Raw genomic sequence first — 14,763 nt, 5'->3', positions numbered from 1 at the left:
CGCGCCGGGGGGCTCCGGCGGGCAGTGGGGCCCCGTCGGGCCGAGATCAACACGAGATCGGCGATGTCGGGGTATCCCGCTATCAGGACACCCCCGTATCGGCGATATCGAGTCGATCATTGCTGCTGTCCTGACAGGCGGGAGGCAATGACCGAATGTTGGGAGGATGGCCGCTCAGACACAGCCCGCCAGGTCCAGGTGGGACAGCCGGCAGTCAGGACGGCCAGCCAGGCACCGTGGTTGGGCGGTGGACGACCCGGTTAGACGCGATCGGACGCCGCCAACCCGGTCAGGCACCCCGTCAGGCGATGCCGACCCGTTTCGGGCACCCAGTTGGGCGGTCGTCGGACAGCACTGGGGCCACCACCGTTGGAAGACGGTGGCGGCCCCGGGTCATGCGGGTCCGGCGTCAGCGCCGGTGAGTCGTCTCCTTCGGCGCATCGTCCACTGAGGTCTGGTCGAACGCGGGAGCACCGTCGATCGCGTCGGCGGCCACGGCCGTCGTCGTGGCGGTGTCCGGTAGGTCCAGGCTGGTCCGCAGGGTGACCGGCCGGAGCAGGAGCGCGGCGATGACGCCGACGACCGCGATGGCGGCGGAGATGAGGAAGATGTGCCCGGTGGCGTCGCCGTACGCGGCCCGGACGATGTCCTGCACCCCGTCGGGCAGGGCGGTGATGTTGAGGTTGCTGCTGCCGTCGGAGCTGCCGGAGGCGGGGATACCGGCGGCGGTGAGGTCGTGGGTGATCTGGTCGCTGACGCGGCGGGCGAGGACGGCGCCGAGCACCGACACGCCGATGGTGCCGCCGAGCGACCGGAAGAACGCAACGCTGGAACTCGCCGCGCCGATGTCCTTGAGCGAGACCGTGTTCTGCACAGCGAGGACGAGGTTCTGCATGGTCATACCGACACCGGTGCCGACGATGAACATCGCGACGCCGACCACGACGAGCGACGTCTCGTGGTCGATCGTGCCGAGCAGTGCGAACCCGGCGACGAGGATGATCGAGCCGGCGACGATGTACGGCTTGATCTTTCCGCTCGTGGTGATCAGCCGTCCGGCGACGATCGAGGACAGGAGCACCCCGGCCATCATCGGGATGGTGAGCAGGCCGGCCTCGGTCGGGCTGTAGCCACGGCCGATCTGGAAGTACTGGCCGAGGAAGACGGCACCGCCGAACATGGCCATGCCGACCGCGAGGCTGCCGAGAATGGCCAGCGCGGTGGTGTGCTGGCGCACGATGTCGAGTGGTACGACCGGCTCGGCGGCCCGCGACTCGACCCAGACCGCCAGGGCGAGCAGGATGATCGCCCCGCCCACCATGGCCGCGGTCTGCCAGGAGACCCAGGCGAACGAGCCGTCGACGAAGGAGATCCAGATCAGCAGCACGCTGACGCCGGCGGCGATCAGACCGGCGCCCAGGTAATCGATCTTGACGTTCTCGCGCCGCGTGGTCGGCAGGTTGAGGGTGGCCTGGAGCAGGACCAGCGCGATGGCGGCGACCGGGACGCCGACGAAGAAGCACCAGCGCCAGCCGAGCCATGACGTGTCGACGATGAGGCCGCCGAGCAGCGGGCCGCCGACCGTCGCGACGGCCATGACGCCACCGAGATAACCGTTGTAGCGGCCCCGCTCGCGCGGCGGGATCATCGCGGCGATCGCCACCTGGACGAGGGCCTGCAGGCCACCCACCCCGATGCCCTGGAACGCGCGGGCGGCGATCAACTGGCCGGCAGTCTGCGAGAACCCGGCGATGACCGAGCCCACCAGGAAGACCACGATGGCGACCTGGATGAGGAGCTTCTTGCTGAACAGGTCGGCCAGCTTGCCCCAGATCGGGGTGGTCGCGGTCGCGGTGAGCAGGGTGGCGGTGACCACCCAGGTGTACTGGGTCTGCGAGCCGTTCAACGCTCCGATGATCTTCGGGAGCGCGGTGGAGACGACCGTGCTGCTCAGCATCGCGACGAACAGCACCAGCAGCAGGCCACTGAGCGCTTCCAGCGTCCGCCGATGGGTCATCGGCTCAGCGCTGGTCATGGTGGTGGGTGCGCTCATGGCGCGGCCTCCAGGTTGTCGTGGTTTCCGAGGGCAACCTCGATATCGCGGGCGAACCGGTCGAGGGCGCCGCTCAGGGCATTCACCTCGTCGGGAGTCCAGTCGGCCAGCGCCCGGTCGAGCACCCCGCCGTACCAGCCGAAGCTCTCGGCCAGGGCGGCCCGGCCGGCGGAGGTGATCACCAGGAGGCTCGCCCGCTTGTCGGCCGGATCGGGCCGCCGCTCGACCAGGCCGTCCGCGACGAGCGCCGCGACCGAGCGACTGACGGTGGACGGGTCGAGCCGGGTACGACGTGCCAGCTCACGGGCTTGGCAGCCGCTGGAGGACTGGTCGATCTGCATGAGCAGGCCGAGCAGGCCCGGCGCGACGGCCTGCCGTTCATCCGCCCGGCGCTGCTTCAGCAGCCGGACAGTCCGCACCAGGTCGTACAGCCGGAGGCCGAGTTCACCAGCGGTGCTGTCCACGCCTGCCCCTCACACCCAGTTGGTTGCCTCACGCAAGCATCTACCGATCTTGCCCACTAGGCAAGTTTGCTCACTGAGAAGCGCATCACCCCGCTACGCTGGGGCCGATGCACGAGATCACCGGGCTACGGGAGCGCAAGAAGGCGGCCACCCGCCTCGCTCTGCACGAGGCCGCGCTGCGCCTCGCCGCCGACCATGGCCTCGACGGCGTGACCGTCGAGGCGATCGCCGACGCGGCGAACGTCTCCCGGCGGACGTTCTCCAACTACTTCTCCAACAAGGAAGAGGCGCTCTTCCACGGCGACACCGTGCGCCTGCGCCGGCTGTTGGAACTGGTCCACGAGCGGCCGGTCGACGAGCCGCCGTGGACGGCGTTGAGCCGGGCGGCCGAGCACTTCACGTCCGAGGCGTTCGGCGGTGACGACCTCTCCTGGCTGACCCGACGCCGGCAGCTGCGCGGGCACCCCGGCCTGGCCGCACACCAGGTCGCGGCGTACACGGCGATCGAGCGCGAGCTGGCTGGGGAACTCGTACCACGGCTCACCGGCCCTGCGGTGGCACTACGCGCCCGCCTGTTGTCCGCGACCTTCCTGGCGATCCTGCGCGTCGCCACCCAGCACTGGATCGACCACCCGGACGACGACCTGCTGGAGACCATCCGGGCCGCGCTCGCCGAGGCCGCTCCCCGCGGTCATCGGAGCACCGACGGCGACTGACCACGCCACGCCGGCCACCACCGCTGTGCGGTGCTGGCCGTCGGGCGCGCTGCCGGGTCAGCGGTAGCCAGCCGTCACCACGTTGGCCTGCACCGCGTTCTCGATCGCGTCGGACGGATAGCCCGCGACCATGGCCCCCTCGTAGAAGGTGCCGGCGCTCAGGTTCGCGCCGCCGTCGGGTTTGCAGCAGTCCCCGCCACTGCCCAGGATGATCGCGCCCTGCTTCTTCATCGGGCTGTATCCCGGCGGGAGTGCGCCGTCCCAGAGCGTGAAGAGACTGCCGGACTGGGCGTTGCTGCCCTTGATGGCAAAGCGCGTGGTGCCGTTGTTCTTCAACGTCGCCGTGACGAACTTGCTGGTGAAGGCACGCTGGTTCGGGTTCCAGGAGCTGCTGCCACCCGGGAAGAGACCCCATTCGAGGTCCGCCTGGACCCAGGGTCCGCTGCCGGAGCAGCCGCCGAACCAACACTGGGTGCCGAAGTTGATGGCGTCCATCGCCCCGGCGGCGTCGGCCTTCCTCGTCGTCTCACTGTTGCCGTAGTCGAAGCAGCAGCCGTTGTTGACGTGGGTGCCGCTGGTCACCATGTACATGCCCTCGGGAGCGGCCCCGGTGGGCACCCCGGTCAGGTGCCCGTCCCGCCAGTAGCTGTTCCCGGGGTTGATGTAGAGCGAATATGCCTTGGCCCCACCGACGGTCAGGGACTCCGACGTCGCCACCGCCGGCCTGCTCTGCGGTGAGCCCGGGACCACGCTCGACCCCTGGTACCAGAGGTCGTTTCCTCGCCCGGACTGATCGAACACGACCGTCACGACGCAGGTCGTGCCGGCGCAGAACGAATCCTGCGTCGCCGCGTTGGCGGTGCCGCCCGCGCTCGACAGCCCGATGTTGCGGGTCGTGTTGTCCGACGAGCGCCGGACCTGGTAAAGGTTGCCGGCGTACGCCGCGTAGAGCGCCCGGGTCGTGCTGTGGGCCGCCACGCACGGGGTGCCGCCGGAGGCGTAGATGTCGCACGGGCGGGTGCCGGTCGGCGGTGGGGTGGTCGGCGAGGTCCACTGTTGGTTGGCACCGCCGTGGCACGCCCACAGGTGGATCTTCGTGCCGTTCGTGGTGCCGTACCCGCTGGCGTCGAGACACAGCCCGGACTGCATGCCGGTGATGGTGCCGTTGGTGTTGACGTTCCACTGCTGGTTGGCCTGGCCGTTGCAGTCCCAGATGATCGCCGCTGTGCCGTTGGCGGTGCCCCGGCCGGAGGCGTCCAGGCACTTGTTGCCGTACACCATGAGTTGTCTGCTCGATGTCCAGGTCCAGGTCTGGTTGACGCCGCCCTGGCAGTCCCAGAGTTGCGTCTGGGTGCCGTTGGCGGTGCTGGAGTTGGGGACGTCGAGGCAGCGACCGGAGGGAGTGCCGACGATCGGGGCGCTCTGCCCCGGCTCGATGGCGGCCGCCACGGGCGCTGCCACGGCGGTCGCGGGGAGGGTGCCGGGGGCCGCGCCGAGCCCGACGAGGACGCCGACCAGTGCGCCAGCCAGCGCGGTCAGACGTCGGCGCCGACCCCTGTGGATGAGATCACGGACCTGTCCTGGCCCACTACCGGACGGGGTTTTCACGAAGTGTCTCCTCGGAGTCGTCGAAGCGCGCGGGCGTGGCGACGCGCCGCCTCGGGCGGTGGTGGTGTGGGCTGCGGGTCAGGCATCGCCTACCGCCCCCAGATCCGCCACGTCTGGTTCAACGGGCTGCCCTGACCGGTCGGATTGCAGGTCCACTGGTGAACCGGCGCCCGGGCCGCTGTGGAGACCGTGCTGACATCGACACACTTGCCGCTGTGCCGGGCGACGAGTTGGTAGTCGTGCGAGTCGTTGCCCCCGTAGGTCACCCTGCGGAGGGTGAACTGCTGGTTGAGGCCGTTCAGGCAGGTCCACTGGTGCACGGTCGCGCCGTCCGCGGTGGACACACCGCTGACGTCGAGGCACTTGCCGCTCTGCTGGTTGACCACCGTGTACGTGTTGGCCACGCCAGCGACCGGGCGAAAGTTCCAGAGCTGCTGGTCGCCGCCCTCGCAGTAGTACTGCTGCTGGACGTTGCCCTCGGCGGTGCCCGGGCCGGGGTTCTCCAGGCACTGCTGGGAGTGCTGGGCCACCGCCACCGACTGGAAGCCGCCGTCCGAGGGGGGCAGCAGGGTGACGGTGTAGGTGTCGGTCTGGTTGGTGTACGGCAGGGTCACGGTGGCGTTGTTGTTGGACACCCCGACCACGCTGTTCGAGACCGTGACCGGCCCCTGCACGGCGCCGCCGTTGTTGTGCGGGATGCGTTGGGTGAGGACACGGACCTGGTTGTTCTGCACGATGCCGCTGGTCGTGTCCAGTCGTTGCAGGTTGACGGTCAGGTTTCCGGTGGTACGACCGCCACCGATCAGGACCTTCGCCGTGCCGGTCGCCGTGGTGGCGAACGCGTCGTACGACTGGCTGGCGGTCACCGAGGCGATCTGCCCGGTCTGGGAGGCGTAGTAGCGGTAGGCCCACCACTCGCCCTTGGGCTGGTGCTGGCCGGCCGAGTTGCGGACCAACAGGTTGCCGAGGTCGTTGTGCAGGTTGCCGCCGCCGGCCCAGTTCGCCCGCAGGCCGTCCGCGCGGGCCCGCTCCAGGCGGGCGATGTACCAGGCGCCGTCGGCCGGGTTCTGCTCCTCGGGCGCGCCGTACTCGTTGATCTGGTACGGCCGGGGGTGGGCGATGCCGCGCGGGTCGAGGGTGGCGTTGGCGGCGGCGACGTTGGCGACCGGGTCACCTGGCAGCGAGTGCCAGCTGATGATGTCCGGCACGGTGTTGGTCGAGCGGACGAAGTCCAGGTACTGGTTCCAGAAGGTGTGCGTGGTCGACGGTACGCAGGCGCAGCTCGGCCCGACGATGAGCTGGTTGGGAAACTCAGCCCGGATGCGCTGGTAGGTGCGGCGCCACAGTTCGAGGTACTGGGAGATCGGGCGGTTCCAGAAGATGGTGATGTTGGGTTCGTTCCAGATGTCCCACTGCACGGACAGCCCGGCCGCCCGGACGTCGTTGATGAGGCGGGTCAGGAAGTTGTCGTAGTCGGTCCAGTTGCCGTTGTCGCCGGGGAAGCGGGAGATGCCGGCGCCGTCGGCGCCCCACAGGTCGTGCGGCAGCAGGATGAACTTCCCGCCGAGGGCGGCGGTGCGACGTGCCTGGGCGAGGGTGGAGTTCCATCGTCGGTCGTAGGTTCCGCCGACCCAGCCACTCCCCGCGAGCTGCGCGCCGCCGGCGCGTATGTACTGGAACTTGACGTCGCGGTAGAAGTGGTCGGGCGGGCCGCTGGCGTTCTCGGTCATGCCGTAGATCCAGCCGGACGCGCGGTAGGTCGGCGTGCCGCTGGTCGAGGAGAAGTTGACACTGATCGACTCGTCGGCGGCCTGGGCCGGAGACGCGGCGACGGTTACGGCGGCGGTGGCGGCGAGCAGGCCGACCACGAGTCGGGCGACGAGCGCACGGGCTCGTCCTGACCTGCCGCGGGACGGGGTTTTCACGGGCGGCTCCTTGGTGGGGCGCGGGGGACGCTCTCCGGAGGCTGCGCTTGCGAATCGATTCGCACGGATCGTAGGACCGGAAACTTATCCATGTCAATGAGGTGACAGCGCGATGAAGTCTGCGTTTCCCAGCGCCACCCGCACTGCCGTCGAGCACCTCTTGACCGCTGCACGCGGGCGGACCTATCTTCGTGCGAACCGATTCGTCGAATCGATTCGCCTCATGGTCGGGTTACGTCCGGCCCGCGACGGTCACCCCGCACATCCCACCTGACGATCGATGTGAAGCGAGGCAACACATGACAGGACTCAGCCGTCGGCGGCGCCTGGCCGCCGTCGCCGTGATAGCGCTCGCCGCAGTGGCAGGCAGTGCCTGCTCCTCGCCCGCCGACGGCCCCAGCGACGGCGGCGCCTACCTCGTCTGGGACCCGTATCCGCAGTTCGCCGACGACTCCGAATGGGTTGCGCTGCTCAAGAAGTGCGGCACCGCCGCGGGAGTGACGGTCGAGCGGACCGGCTACGACACCACCGACCTGACCAACAAGGCACTGCTCGCCGCTCAGCAGGGCAACTCGCCGGACGTGCTGATCGTGGACAACCCGGTCATCTCCACCCTGGCCGAGGCGGGCGCGCTCACCACCACCGACGACAACAAGCTCGACGTCTCGGCCATGGCGACGAACCTGCTCGGCGCTGGGCAGAGCGGAGGCAAGACGTACGGGGTGCCGATCGGCGCGAACACCCTCGCGCTCTACTACAACAAGGATCTGCTGACCGCCGCTGGCGTCGACCCGGCCACGATCACGGACTGGACAGCACTGACCGCGGCGCTGACCACGGTCAAGGCCGCGGGCAAGAAGGGCATCACCTTCTCCGCGATCGGCACCGAGGAGGGCAGCTTCCAGTTCCTGCCGTGGTTCTGGGGGTCGGGAGCCCAACTGACCAGTCTGGACTCACCACAAGCGGTGTCCGCGCTGACGCTCTGGACGGACTGGCTCAAGCAGGGCCACGCCCCGAACTCGGTCATCAACAACACCCAGACCACGAGTTGGCAGGAGTTCGCCACCGGCGACTACGCGTTCGCCGAGAACGGCACCTGGCAGCTGGCCAACGCGGAGAAACTCGGCTTCTCGTACGGCACCATCGCGATCCCGGCAAGCGCGGGCGGCCCGGCGCCGGCACCCACCGGCGGTGAGTTCGTCTCCATCCCGGTGCAGAAGAACACCGGCCGGTACGACGAGTCGCAGAAACTCGTCGCCTGCCTGACCAGTGCTGACAATCTGCTCACCACCGACACCACGCTGTCCTACGTCGCACCCGTCGCCGCCGTGCAGGACCGACAGGCGGCTGCCGACCCCAAGCTCAAGGTCTGGGTCGAGGCGGTCCGGGCAGCCAAGGGCCGCACCGGTGACAACCTCGGCACGAAGTACCCGAAGATCTCCGAGGCCCTGTGGACCGCGGTGCAGGCGGCCCTCAGCGGCGGGAAGTCGCCGCGCGAGGCGCTGACCGCCGCGCAGGCCGCAGCCGCGACCCGGTAAGCGAACCGAACCGACACCATGCCCTCCACGACGAGGACCTCCACCGCCGTACGAGACCAGGGTGGGGCGGCGCCGACCGCCCCACCCGGGCCTCCCCCGTCCCGCGCCCGCCGGCCCAGCCGATGGCCGGCGTGGTGCTTCCTGGCACCCGTGACCGTCTACCTGGTGGCCTTCTACGCCTACCCGCTCTATCGCAATGTCGAGCTGAGCCTGCGGGAGTACACCGTTCGCTCGTTCGTGCAGGGCGGTGCGCCCTTCGCCGGTCTGGACAACTACCGGACGGTCCTGACCGACCCGGCCTTCGGGCCGACGCTGGCGCACACCCTGGTCTTCACCGCCGCGTCGCTCGCCTTCCAGTTCACCATCGGCATGGCCCTGGCACTCTTCTTCCACCAGCACTTCCCGCTGTCGCGCACGCTGCGGGCGTTGATCCTCGTGCCGTGGCTGCTGCCGCTGATCGTCTCGGCGTCGACCTGGTCGTGGCTGCTCAACAGCGACTCGGGGCTGGTCAACGCGGCGCTCGGCGTCGTCGGGATCGACCAGGTCAACTGGCTGACCTCGCCGGGCTGGTCGCTCACCTCGGTGATCATCGCGAACGTCTGGATCGGCATCCCGTTCAACCTGGTGGTGCTGTACAGCGGCCTGCAGGCGATCCCGGTCGAGATGTACGAGGCGTCCGCGCTCGACGGCGCGACCGGATGGCAGCGATTCTGGTCGATCACCTTCCCGCTGCTGCGCCCCGTCTCGGCGATCACGCTGCTGCTGGGGTTGATCTACACGCTGAAGGTCTTCGACATCATCTGGATCATGACGAAGGGTGGCCCGACCGGCTCCTCGGCCACGCTCGCCACCTGGGCGTACCGGCTCGGCTTCGGCAACCTGCTGCCCGAGTTCGGCCCGGGAGCGGCCGTCGGCAACCTGCTCATCGTGATGGCCCTGATCGCCGGGCTCGTCTACATCCGGATCGAGCGGAGGCAGAACCTCCGATGACCCCTTCGACGCCGCGCGCCTGGTGGAAGACCGCCGTCGGCCTGGTGCTGACCGGGCTGATGCTCTTCCCCGTCTACTGGATGATCAACGTGTCGTTCACCCGGGACCAGGACATGCGGGCCAGTCCCCCGCACCTGGTTCCGACCGGTGGCACGCTCGACGGCTACCGGGCGGTGCTCGACCAGCAACTGCCGTACCTGGGCACCAGCTTCCTGGTCGGTCTCGGCACGGTGGCGCTGACCGTGGCGCTGGCCGCCCCCGCCGGGTACGCGCTGGCGAAACTCCGGCCGCCCGGCGGCCCGGCACTGAGCTTCGTGCTGCTGATCGCGCAGATGATTCCCGGAATCATCATGGCGATGGGCTTCTACGCCATCTATCTCAATCTCGGTGTCCTGAACACGTTGCCGGGCCTGATCCTGGCCGATTCGACCCTGGCGGTGCCGTTCGGCGTACTGATCTTCACGGCCTTCATGTCCGGAATTCCCGACGAGCTGCTCCAGGCCGCCGTGGTCGACGGCGCTGGACGGCTGCGGACCTTCTGGTCGGTCGTGCTGCCGGTCAGCCGCAACTCGATCGTCACCGTGTCCCTGTTCGCGTTCCTGTGGTCCTGGTCGGACTTCATCTTCGCCTCGACCCTCGCGGGCGGCGGCGACCAACAGCCCATCACCTTGGGCATCTACCACTACATCGGCAACAACAACCAGCAGTGGAACGCCATCATGGCCACCGCTGTCGTCGCCTCCATCCCGGCCGCCGTGCTGTTGGTCCTGGCCCAGCGGTACGTCTCGATGGGCGTGACCTCCGGCGCCGTCAAGGACTGACCACCTGCACCACAGAAAGGCACCCGTCACCCATGACCGTCGCCCCGTCCGGTCCGGAGTTCCCCATCCAGGACATTCCGTTCAGTTACCGAGGATCCTGGTTCAACATCTCCCCGGTGGTGGCCGAGCAGACGTACACCGAGGACCTGCACCTGGTCTCGCACCAGACCGGGCTGCACCCGGTGCTGCGCCTCGCACCCGCGGTCGCCGGCACCACAGTCGTCGCCGCACCGGCGCTGCTGACCTGGCGGAGCGGCGACGACCGGATCGAGGCGGTCTACGACGGGCCGGACACCCTGCGAGTCCGGGGTCGGCGGCTCGGCCTGCGGATAGCCGCGGCGGCGCACACCCTCACCCCGTTCAGCGGCACCTACCTCTACCTCGACCCGCTCGACGGGTCACACGTGTTCACCTCGTACGAGACCGGGCGCCGCTATCGGATCACGGTGCTCTCCGGTGCTCTTGGGCAGGCCGAGGGCGTGCAGGCGCTCGGGACCGCCGACCGGTTCCTCGACCTACCCGATGACCAGACCTGGGAAATCGCGATCGAGGAGTACGCCACCGCCCGCCGGCCGTACACCGGATCCCGCACCTTCGACGAGCTGTGCCGCGACCGGAGCAGCGAGTTCGCCGCGTTCGTCGACGCGGTCGCACCCTGGCGTACCGCGGACACCCCAGCCGCCGAACTGGCCGCCTACGTGCTGTGGTCGGCCACCGTCGCCCCAGCGGGCTTCGTCACCCGACCGGCCGTCCTGATGTCCAAGCACTGGATGGACAAGGTGTGGAGCTGGGACCACTGCTTCAACGCGATAGCACTGGCGTCCGGCGAGCCGGAGCTGGCCTGGCACCAGTTCCAGCTGCCCTTCGACCACCAGGACGAGGCCGGTGCCCTACCGGACTCGATCGCTCACTCCGAGGTCCTGCACAACTACGTCAAGCCACCCATTCACGGCTGGGCACTACGGCACCTGCGCCGACGTCTTCCCCAACCGCCCGACCGGGCGGCGCTGGCGCAGACCTACGACCGGATGGCCCGCTGGACCGGTTTCTGGCTCGACGCGCGCCGAGCCCCCGGCCACGATCTGCCCCACTACCAACACGGCAACGACAGCGGCTGGGACAACGCGACCACCTTCGACGACGACCGGGTCCTCCAGACGGCCGACCTCGCCGCGTTCCTGGTCTCGCAGCTTCGCTGCGTGGCCGACCTCGCCGCCGAGCTGGGCGAGCCCGCCGACCGGTGGTCTCGGGAAGCCGACCGGATCTACGGCGCCATGCTCCGGGACCTGTGGGACGGCGAGCGTTTCACCGCCCGCAGCCCCGCCACCGGGCACCGCCGGGCGAGCCGCAGCCTGCTCGACCTGATGCCCGTCGCACTCGGCGCGGACCTGCCCGCCCCAGTCGCCACCGCACTGGCTCGGGGCATCGACAGTCACCTGACCAAGCACGGCCTGGCTACCGAGCCGACGGGCTCGGCCCACTACCTCGCCGACGGCTATTGGCGTGGCCCGATCTGGGCGCCCTCCACGGTGCTCATCGAGGACGGTCTGCGACGCGCCGGGCATCCCGGGATCGCCGACGACATCAGCCGTCGCTTCCTCGCACTGTGTGAGAAGTCCGGGTTCGCGGAGAACTTCGACGCCGAGACCGGCGACGGGCTCCGGGACCGCGCATACACCTGGACCGCCAGCAGCTACCTCATCCTCGCCGCCGCCCAGGAGGAGCGGCGAGCCACGGGCGGGTAGCCCGCACCGACCGCGCGAGCCCGGCCTGCCGCCGAGGTCCAGCCTCGGCCGGGTCAGCGGGTCCGGACTGGACCGGTGCTGGAGCGCAACGAGATGGGCGGGCTGTACAGCCGGTGGCGGGGCACGGACCCGGGCTCGGCGATGATCTCCAACAGCAGCGAGACCGCCTCGGCGCCCATGTCGACCATCGGCACATCCGCGGCGGTCAACGGTGGGCGGAAATCCTCCGCCCAGTGCTGGGCGGCAACGCCGGTGACGGAGAAGTCGCCCGGCACGGACAGGCCGGCGCCGGTCAGCGCACGCTGCATCCCGGGTAGCGCGGCCTCGTTGATGGTCGCCACCGCCGTGACGTCCGGATGTGTCGCGAGCAGCTGTTCCACGCACGCCTCGCCGGAGACCGTGTCGTCGCCGCAGCAGACCTCCACGCCGGTCAGGCCCCGCTCCGCCGCCGCCGCCCGGAAACCAGCCAGCGCTCGATGGCTGGGGCCGTAACCCGCGGCCACCAACTCGGCGGAGCGGTTGACGAGAGCAACCTGTCGGTGCCCCAGATCGGCCAGGTGGTGCACGCACCGGCCAATCAGCCCCGCGTAGTCGATGTCGATCCAGCTCATGCCGTGCGGCTCGGCGGTCCGCCCGATCGTGACGAACGGCAGACCGGCCTTCGTCAGTCGGGTCACCCGGTCGTCCTCCAACCGGATCTCCATCAGCACCACACCGTCCACCCGACGCCCGGTGACGATCCGCTCGAACGACCGGTCATGGTCGCCACCGGATGGGGACAGCAGCACATCGAGGTCATGGCGAGCCGCCGCCTCGACGACGCTGGCGACGAAGCCCAACTGCATGTCGGTCAACCGCTGGCTCGCGGGAGGGATCACCAGCCCGAGGGTGCGGGTACGGCCTTCCTTCAGCGCGCGGGCGCTGGCGTTCGGCCGGTAGTCCAGCTCGTCAATGACCGCCTGGATCCGCTGCCGGGTGGCCTCGGACACTGCCCGCTTCCCGCTCAGCACGTACGACACGGTGCTGCGGGACACCCCCGCCCGGCGGGCGATCTCCCCGATGTTCATACACGCCCTCGAATCGAAACCTGCCCCGAAGCGGGGAACGCGCCATGCCTCGCCGACGCGAGCATAACCGTCTCGAATCTCGACCCGGAATCAGCGACAACGCGCCAGCCGGCGCATTCGATCAGGAATCAAGAAGCACGCCGGCTGTCTCCGGCCCTAGCCTTTTCGCAGGTGGCCGGCGCACGCCGAGCCGTGAACAAGGGAGACCGAGAATGTCCGCGAAGACCTCGACCACCGTGTCCGACGGCTTCAGCCCGGAGGAGCTCGCCGCGATGAAGGAGCGCGCCGCCGAGATGCGCGCCGAGGGCCGGAAGGGCGCCAAGAAGGCCGACGGGCTGCAGGCCGTCCTGGACCGGATCGCGCAGATGGAGCCGCAGGATCGCGCGCTGGCCGAACGCGTACACGTGGCGGTCACCGCCGCCGCCCCCGAGCTGTCACCGAAGACCTGGTACGGGATGCCCGCGTACACCAACGCCGACGGCAAGATCGTTGTCTTCTTCCAGGACGCCGGCAAGTTCAACTACCGGTACTCGACCCTGGGCTTCCAGGACACGGCCAACCTCGACGACGGCGATATGTGGCCCGTGGCGTACGCGCTGCAGGCCTGGAGCCCCGCCGTGGAGAAGAAGGTCGTCGAGCTGGTGCGGGCTGCGCTCTCCTGAGCGCGGGTCAGGTGCCGCGGCGCCGGGGTCGGCGACCGGCTGTCCCCGGCCTACCAGCGGTTGCGCGCCTCCTCGGCCCAGCCGACGAGCCCGTCGAGGCTCACCTTCGTCCCGTCGTCGGTCTTCGCCCACCCGGAGAAGTGCCCGAAGCACTGGTGCGTCTCGTTCGCGACGACACCGAGGTTGGTGCGGGCCACCTTCTCGTGGAAGGGCCGGAACTCGGCCTCGACCCGGTCGCCGCTGATCCGCCACGGGCGAAGCCAGTCCGACCGGTCGTAGGTCCAGCGCACCTCGTCGCCGATCTTGTGCAACCGGCCCTCGACGAACAGGCCGTTCTCGGTGACCCCGGTGCCGTCGGTCCACCGACCGCCGAGCTGGATCGCCCGCCCCGGCGCCGCGCCGGCGGCCCAGTTCCACGTGATCGAGTACGGCCACCTGCCGCGACCGTGGTCCAGCACGGCGAAGGCGTCCGGCCCACCGATCTCGTACGTCTGGCCGTGCAACTCCAGCGTGCCGAGAACGGGGCGGCCGATGTCCTTGACCGTGTACTGGAACCGCGTCGGGCTCCACGGCACGACCACTGCGAGCGACTCGTGCCCGGCCGGCAACGGCACCCGCACCTCCAGCCGTACTCCCGGGGCGTTCGCCGAGATGGCGGTGCCGTCCGGGCGCTGGGCGATCCGGATGTCCAGGCCACGGCCCCGCGCCCGAGCCTCGCCCGCACCGCTGCGCGGCGGCAGCACCGCGCCGCGCGCCAGCGGCACCACCACGTCGGCCTTCGTCTCGGCGCCGCTCTCCCGATCGAACACGTAGATGCTGTGCACACCGGCGTAGTCGAGCGACGAGACGACCAGCCCGACGATGTGTCGTGGCGTGACGATGCCCCAGTATTCCCACCGCTTGGTCCGGCCCCAGCCGCGCAGGTTCGCGGTGTGCAGGGGACGCCGGGACCAGCCGACCGCCGCCGGGTTGAGCCGCCCGTCCGGCTGGCACAGATCGACAGGTGAGGTCAGCTCACGTTCGTGGGTCACGGTGGGGAGGATAACTGTCGCCACCCCTCGGGCGCCCCGATCAGGCGACCCGGTCGGGCGTTGCCGCAGGTCTTGCCCGGTTCGCCCTAGTCTCGACCTGATCCTGTCCGTATGGGGCCGGTGCGGGCGAATCAGAGCCGCGG

The 14,763-nt window shown here is 69.6% G+C and carries 12 protein-coding genes; 6 read left to right on the top strand and 6 right to left on the bottom strand.

Annotated features, from left to right (window positions below):
* Nucleotides 1-409: 409 nt before the first annotated feature.
* Nucleotides 410-2,053 (bottom strand): MDR family MFS transporter, encoded by a 1,644-nt coding sequence (locus ABZ808_RS14525; protein ID WP_357005608.1) that lies wholly within the window; start codon nucleotides 2,051-2,053, stop codon nucleotides 410-412.
* Nucleotides 2,050-2,517, bottom strand: coding sequence for a MarR family winged helix-turn-helix transcriptional regulator (locus ABZ808_RS14520; RefSeq protein WP_357005605.1), 468 nt, complete (start codon nucleotides 2,515-2,517; stop codon nucleotides 2,050-2,052). Before ABZ808_RS14520 ends, ABZ808_RS14525 begins: the two co-directional genes overlap by 4 nt.
* Nucleotides 2,518-2,624: 107 nt before the next feature.
* Here ABZ808_RS14520 and ABZ808_RS14515 point away from each other — a divergent pair, with 107 nt between their 5' ends.
* Nucleotides 2,625-3,233: a TetR family transcriptional regulator gene (locus tag ABZ808_RS14515; RefSeq protein ID WP_357005602.1), complete on the top strand. Its 609-nt coding sequence runs from the start codon at nucleotides 2,625-2,627 to the stop codon at nucleotides 3,231-3,233.
* A 57-nt stretch (nucleotides 3,234-3,290) separates the two neighbouring features.
* Here ABZ808_RS14515 and ABZ808_RS14510 read toward each other — a convergent pair whose 3' ends face one another.
* Nucleotides 3,291-4,841, bottom strand: a complete 1,551-nt coding sequence (locus ABZ808_RS14510) for an arabinofuranosidase catalytic domain-containing protein (RefSeq protein WP_357005599.1) — start codon at nucleotides 4,839-4,841, stop codon at nucleotides 3,291-3,293.
* 89 nt (nucleotides 4,842-4,930) lie between these two features.
* Nucleotides 4,931-6,766, bottom strand: a complete 1,836-nt coding sequence (locus ABZ808_RS14505) for an RICIN domain-containing protein (protein WP_357005597.1) — start codon at nucleotides 6,764-6,766, stop codon at nucleotides 4,931-4,933.
* Nucleotides 6,767-7,065: 299 nt separating this feature from the next.
* Here ABZ808_RS14505 and ABZ808_RS14500 point away from each other — a divergent pair, with 299 nt between their 5' ends.
* The 4 genes from ABZ808_RS14500 (at nucleotide 7,066) to ABZ808_RS14485 (ending at nucleotide 11,860) form a co-directional block, all read left to right on the top strand.
* Nucleotides 7,066-8,304, top strand: a complete 1,239-nt coding sequence (locus ABZ808_RS14500) for an extracellular solute-binding protein (protein ID WP_357005595.1) — start codon at nucleotides 7,066-7,068, stop codon at nucleotides 8,302-8,304.
* A gap of 150 nt (nucleotides 8,305-8,454) precedes the next feature.
* Entirely contained in the window at nucleotides 8,455-9,294 is an 840-nt protein-coding gene (locus ABZ808_RS14495) for a sugar ABC transporter permease (RefSeq protein ID WP_357005593.1), read from the top strand.
* The gene (locus ABZ808_RS14490; protein ID WP_357005591.1) at nucleotides 9,291-10,115 is read left to right on the top strand and encodes a carbohydrate ABC transporter permease; all 825 of its coding nucleotides are present in this window, start codon (nucleotides 9,291-9,293) and stop codon (nucleotides 10,113-10,115) included. The genes ABZ808_RS14495 and ABZ808_RS14490 overlap by 4 nt, the downstream gene beginning before the upstream one ends.
* Before the next feature lie 32 nt (nucleotides 10,116-10,147).
* Complete coding sequence (locus tag ABZ808_RS14485) at nucleotides 10,148-11,860, top strand: trehalase family glycosidase (protein ID WP_357005589.1); 1,713 nt, start codon at nucleotides 10,148-10,150, stop codon at nucleotides 11,858-11,860.
* Nucleotides 11,861-11,913: 53 nt separating this feature from the next.
* Here ABZ808_RS14485 and ABZ808_RS14480 read toward each other — a convergent pair whose 3' ends face one another.
* Nucleotides 11,914-12,927 carry a LacI family DNA-binding transcriptional regulator gene (locus ABZ808_RS14480; RefSeq protein ID WP_357005587.1) on the bottom strand — a complete coding sequence of 338 codons (1,014 nt, stop codon included), beginning with the start codon at nucleotides 12,925-12,927 and terminating at the stop codon, nucleotides 11,914-11,916.
* A gap of 212 nt (nucleotides 12,928-13,139) precedes the next feature.
* Here ABZ808_RS14480 and ABZ808_RS14475 point away from each other — a divergent pair, with 212 nt between their 5' ends.
* Nucleotides 13,140-13,589, top strand: a complete 450-nt coding sequence (locus ABZ808_RS14475; RefSeq protein ID WP_357005584.1) for a hypothetical protein — start codon at nucleotides 13,140-13,142, stop codon at nucleotides 13,587-13,589.
* A gap of 50 nt (nucleotides 13,590-13,639) precedes the next feature.
* On the opposite strand, the gene ABZ808_RS14470 is transcribed toward ABZ808_RS14475, so the two are convergent.
* Nucleotides 13,640-14,620, bottom strand: a complete 981-nt coding sequence (locus ABZ808_RS14470) for a DUF2804 domain-containing protein (protein ID WP_357005582.1) — start codon at nucleotides 14,618-14,620, stop codon at nucleotides 13,640-13,642.
* Nucleotides 14,621-14,763: the final 143 nt, after the last annotated feature.

Origin of the sequence: Micromonospora sp. NPDC047527 (assembly GCF_040643015.1) — a bacterium.
Taxonomy (GTDB): Bacteria; Actinomycetota; Actinomycetes; order Mycobacteriales; family Micromonosporaceae; genus Micromonospora.
This window is presented reverse-complemented; position numbering and strand designations above follow the sequence as displayed.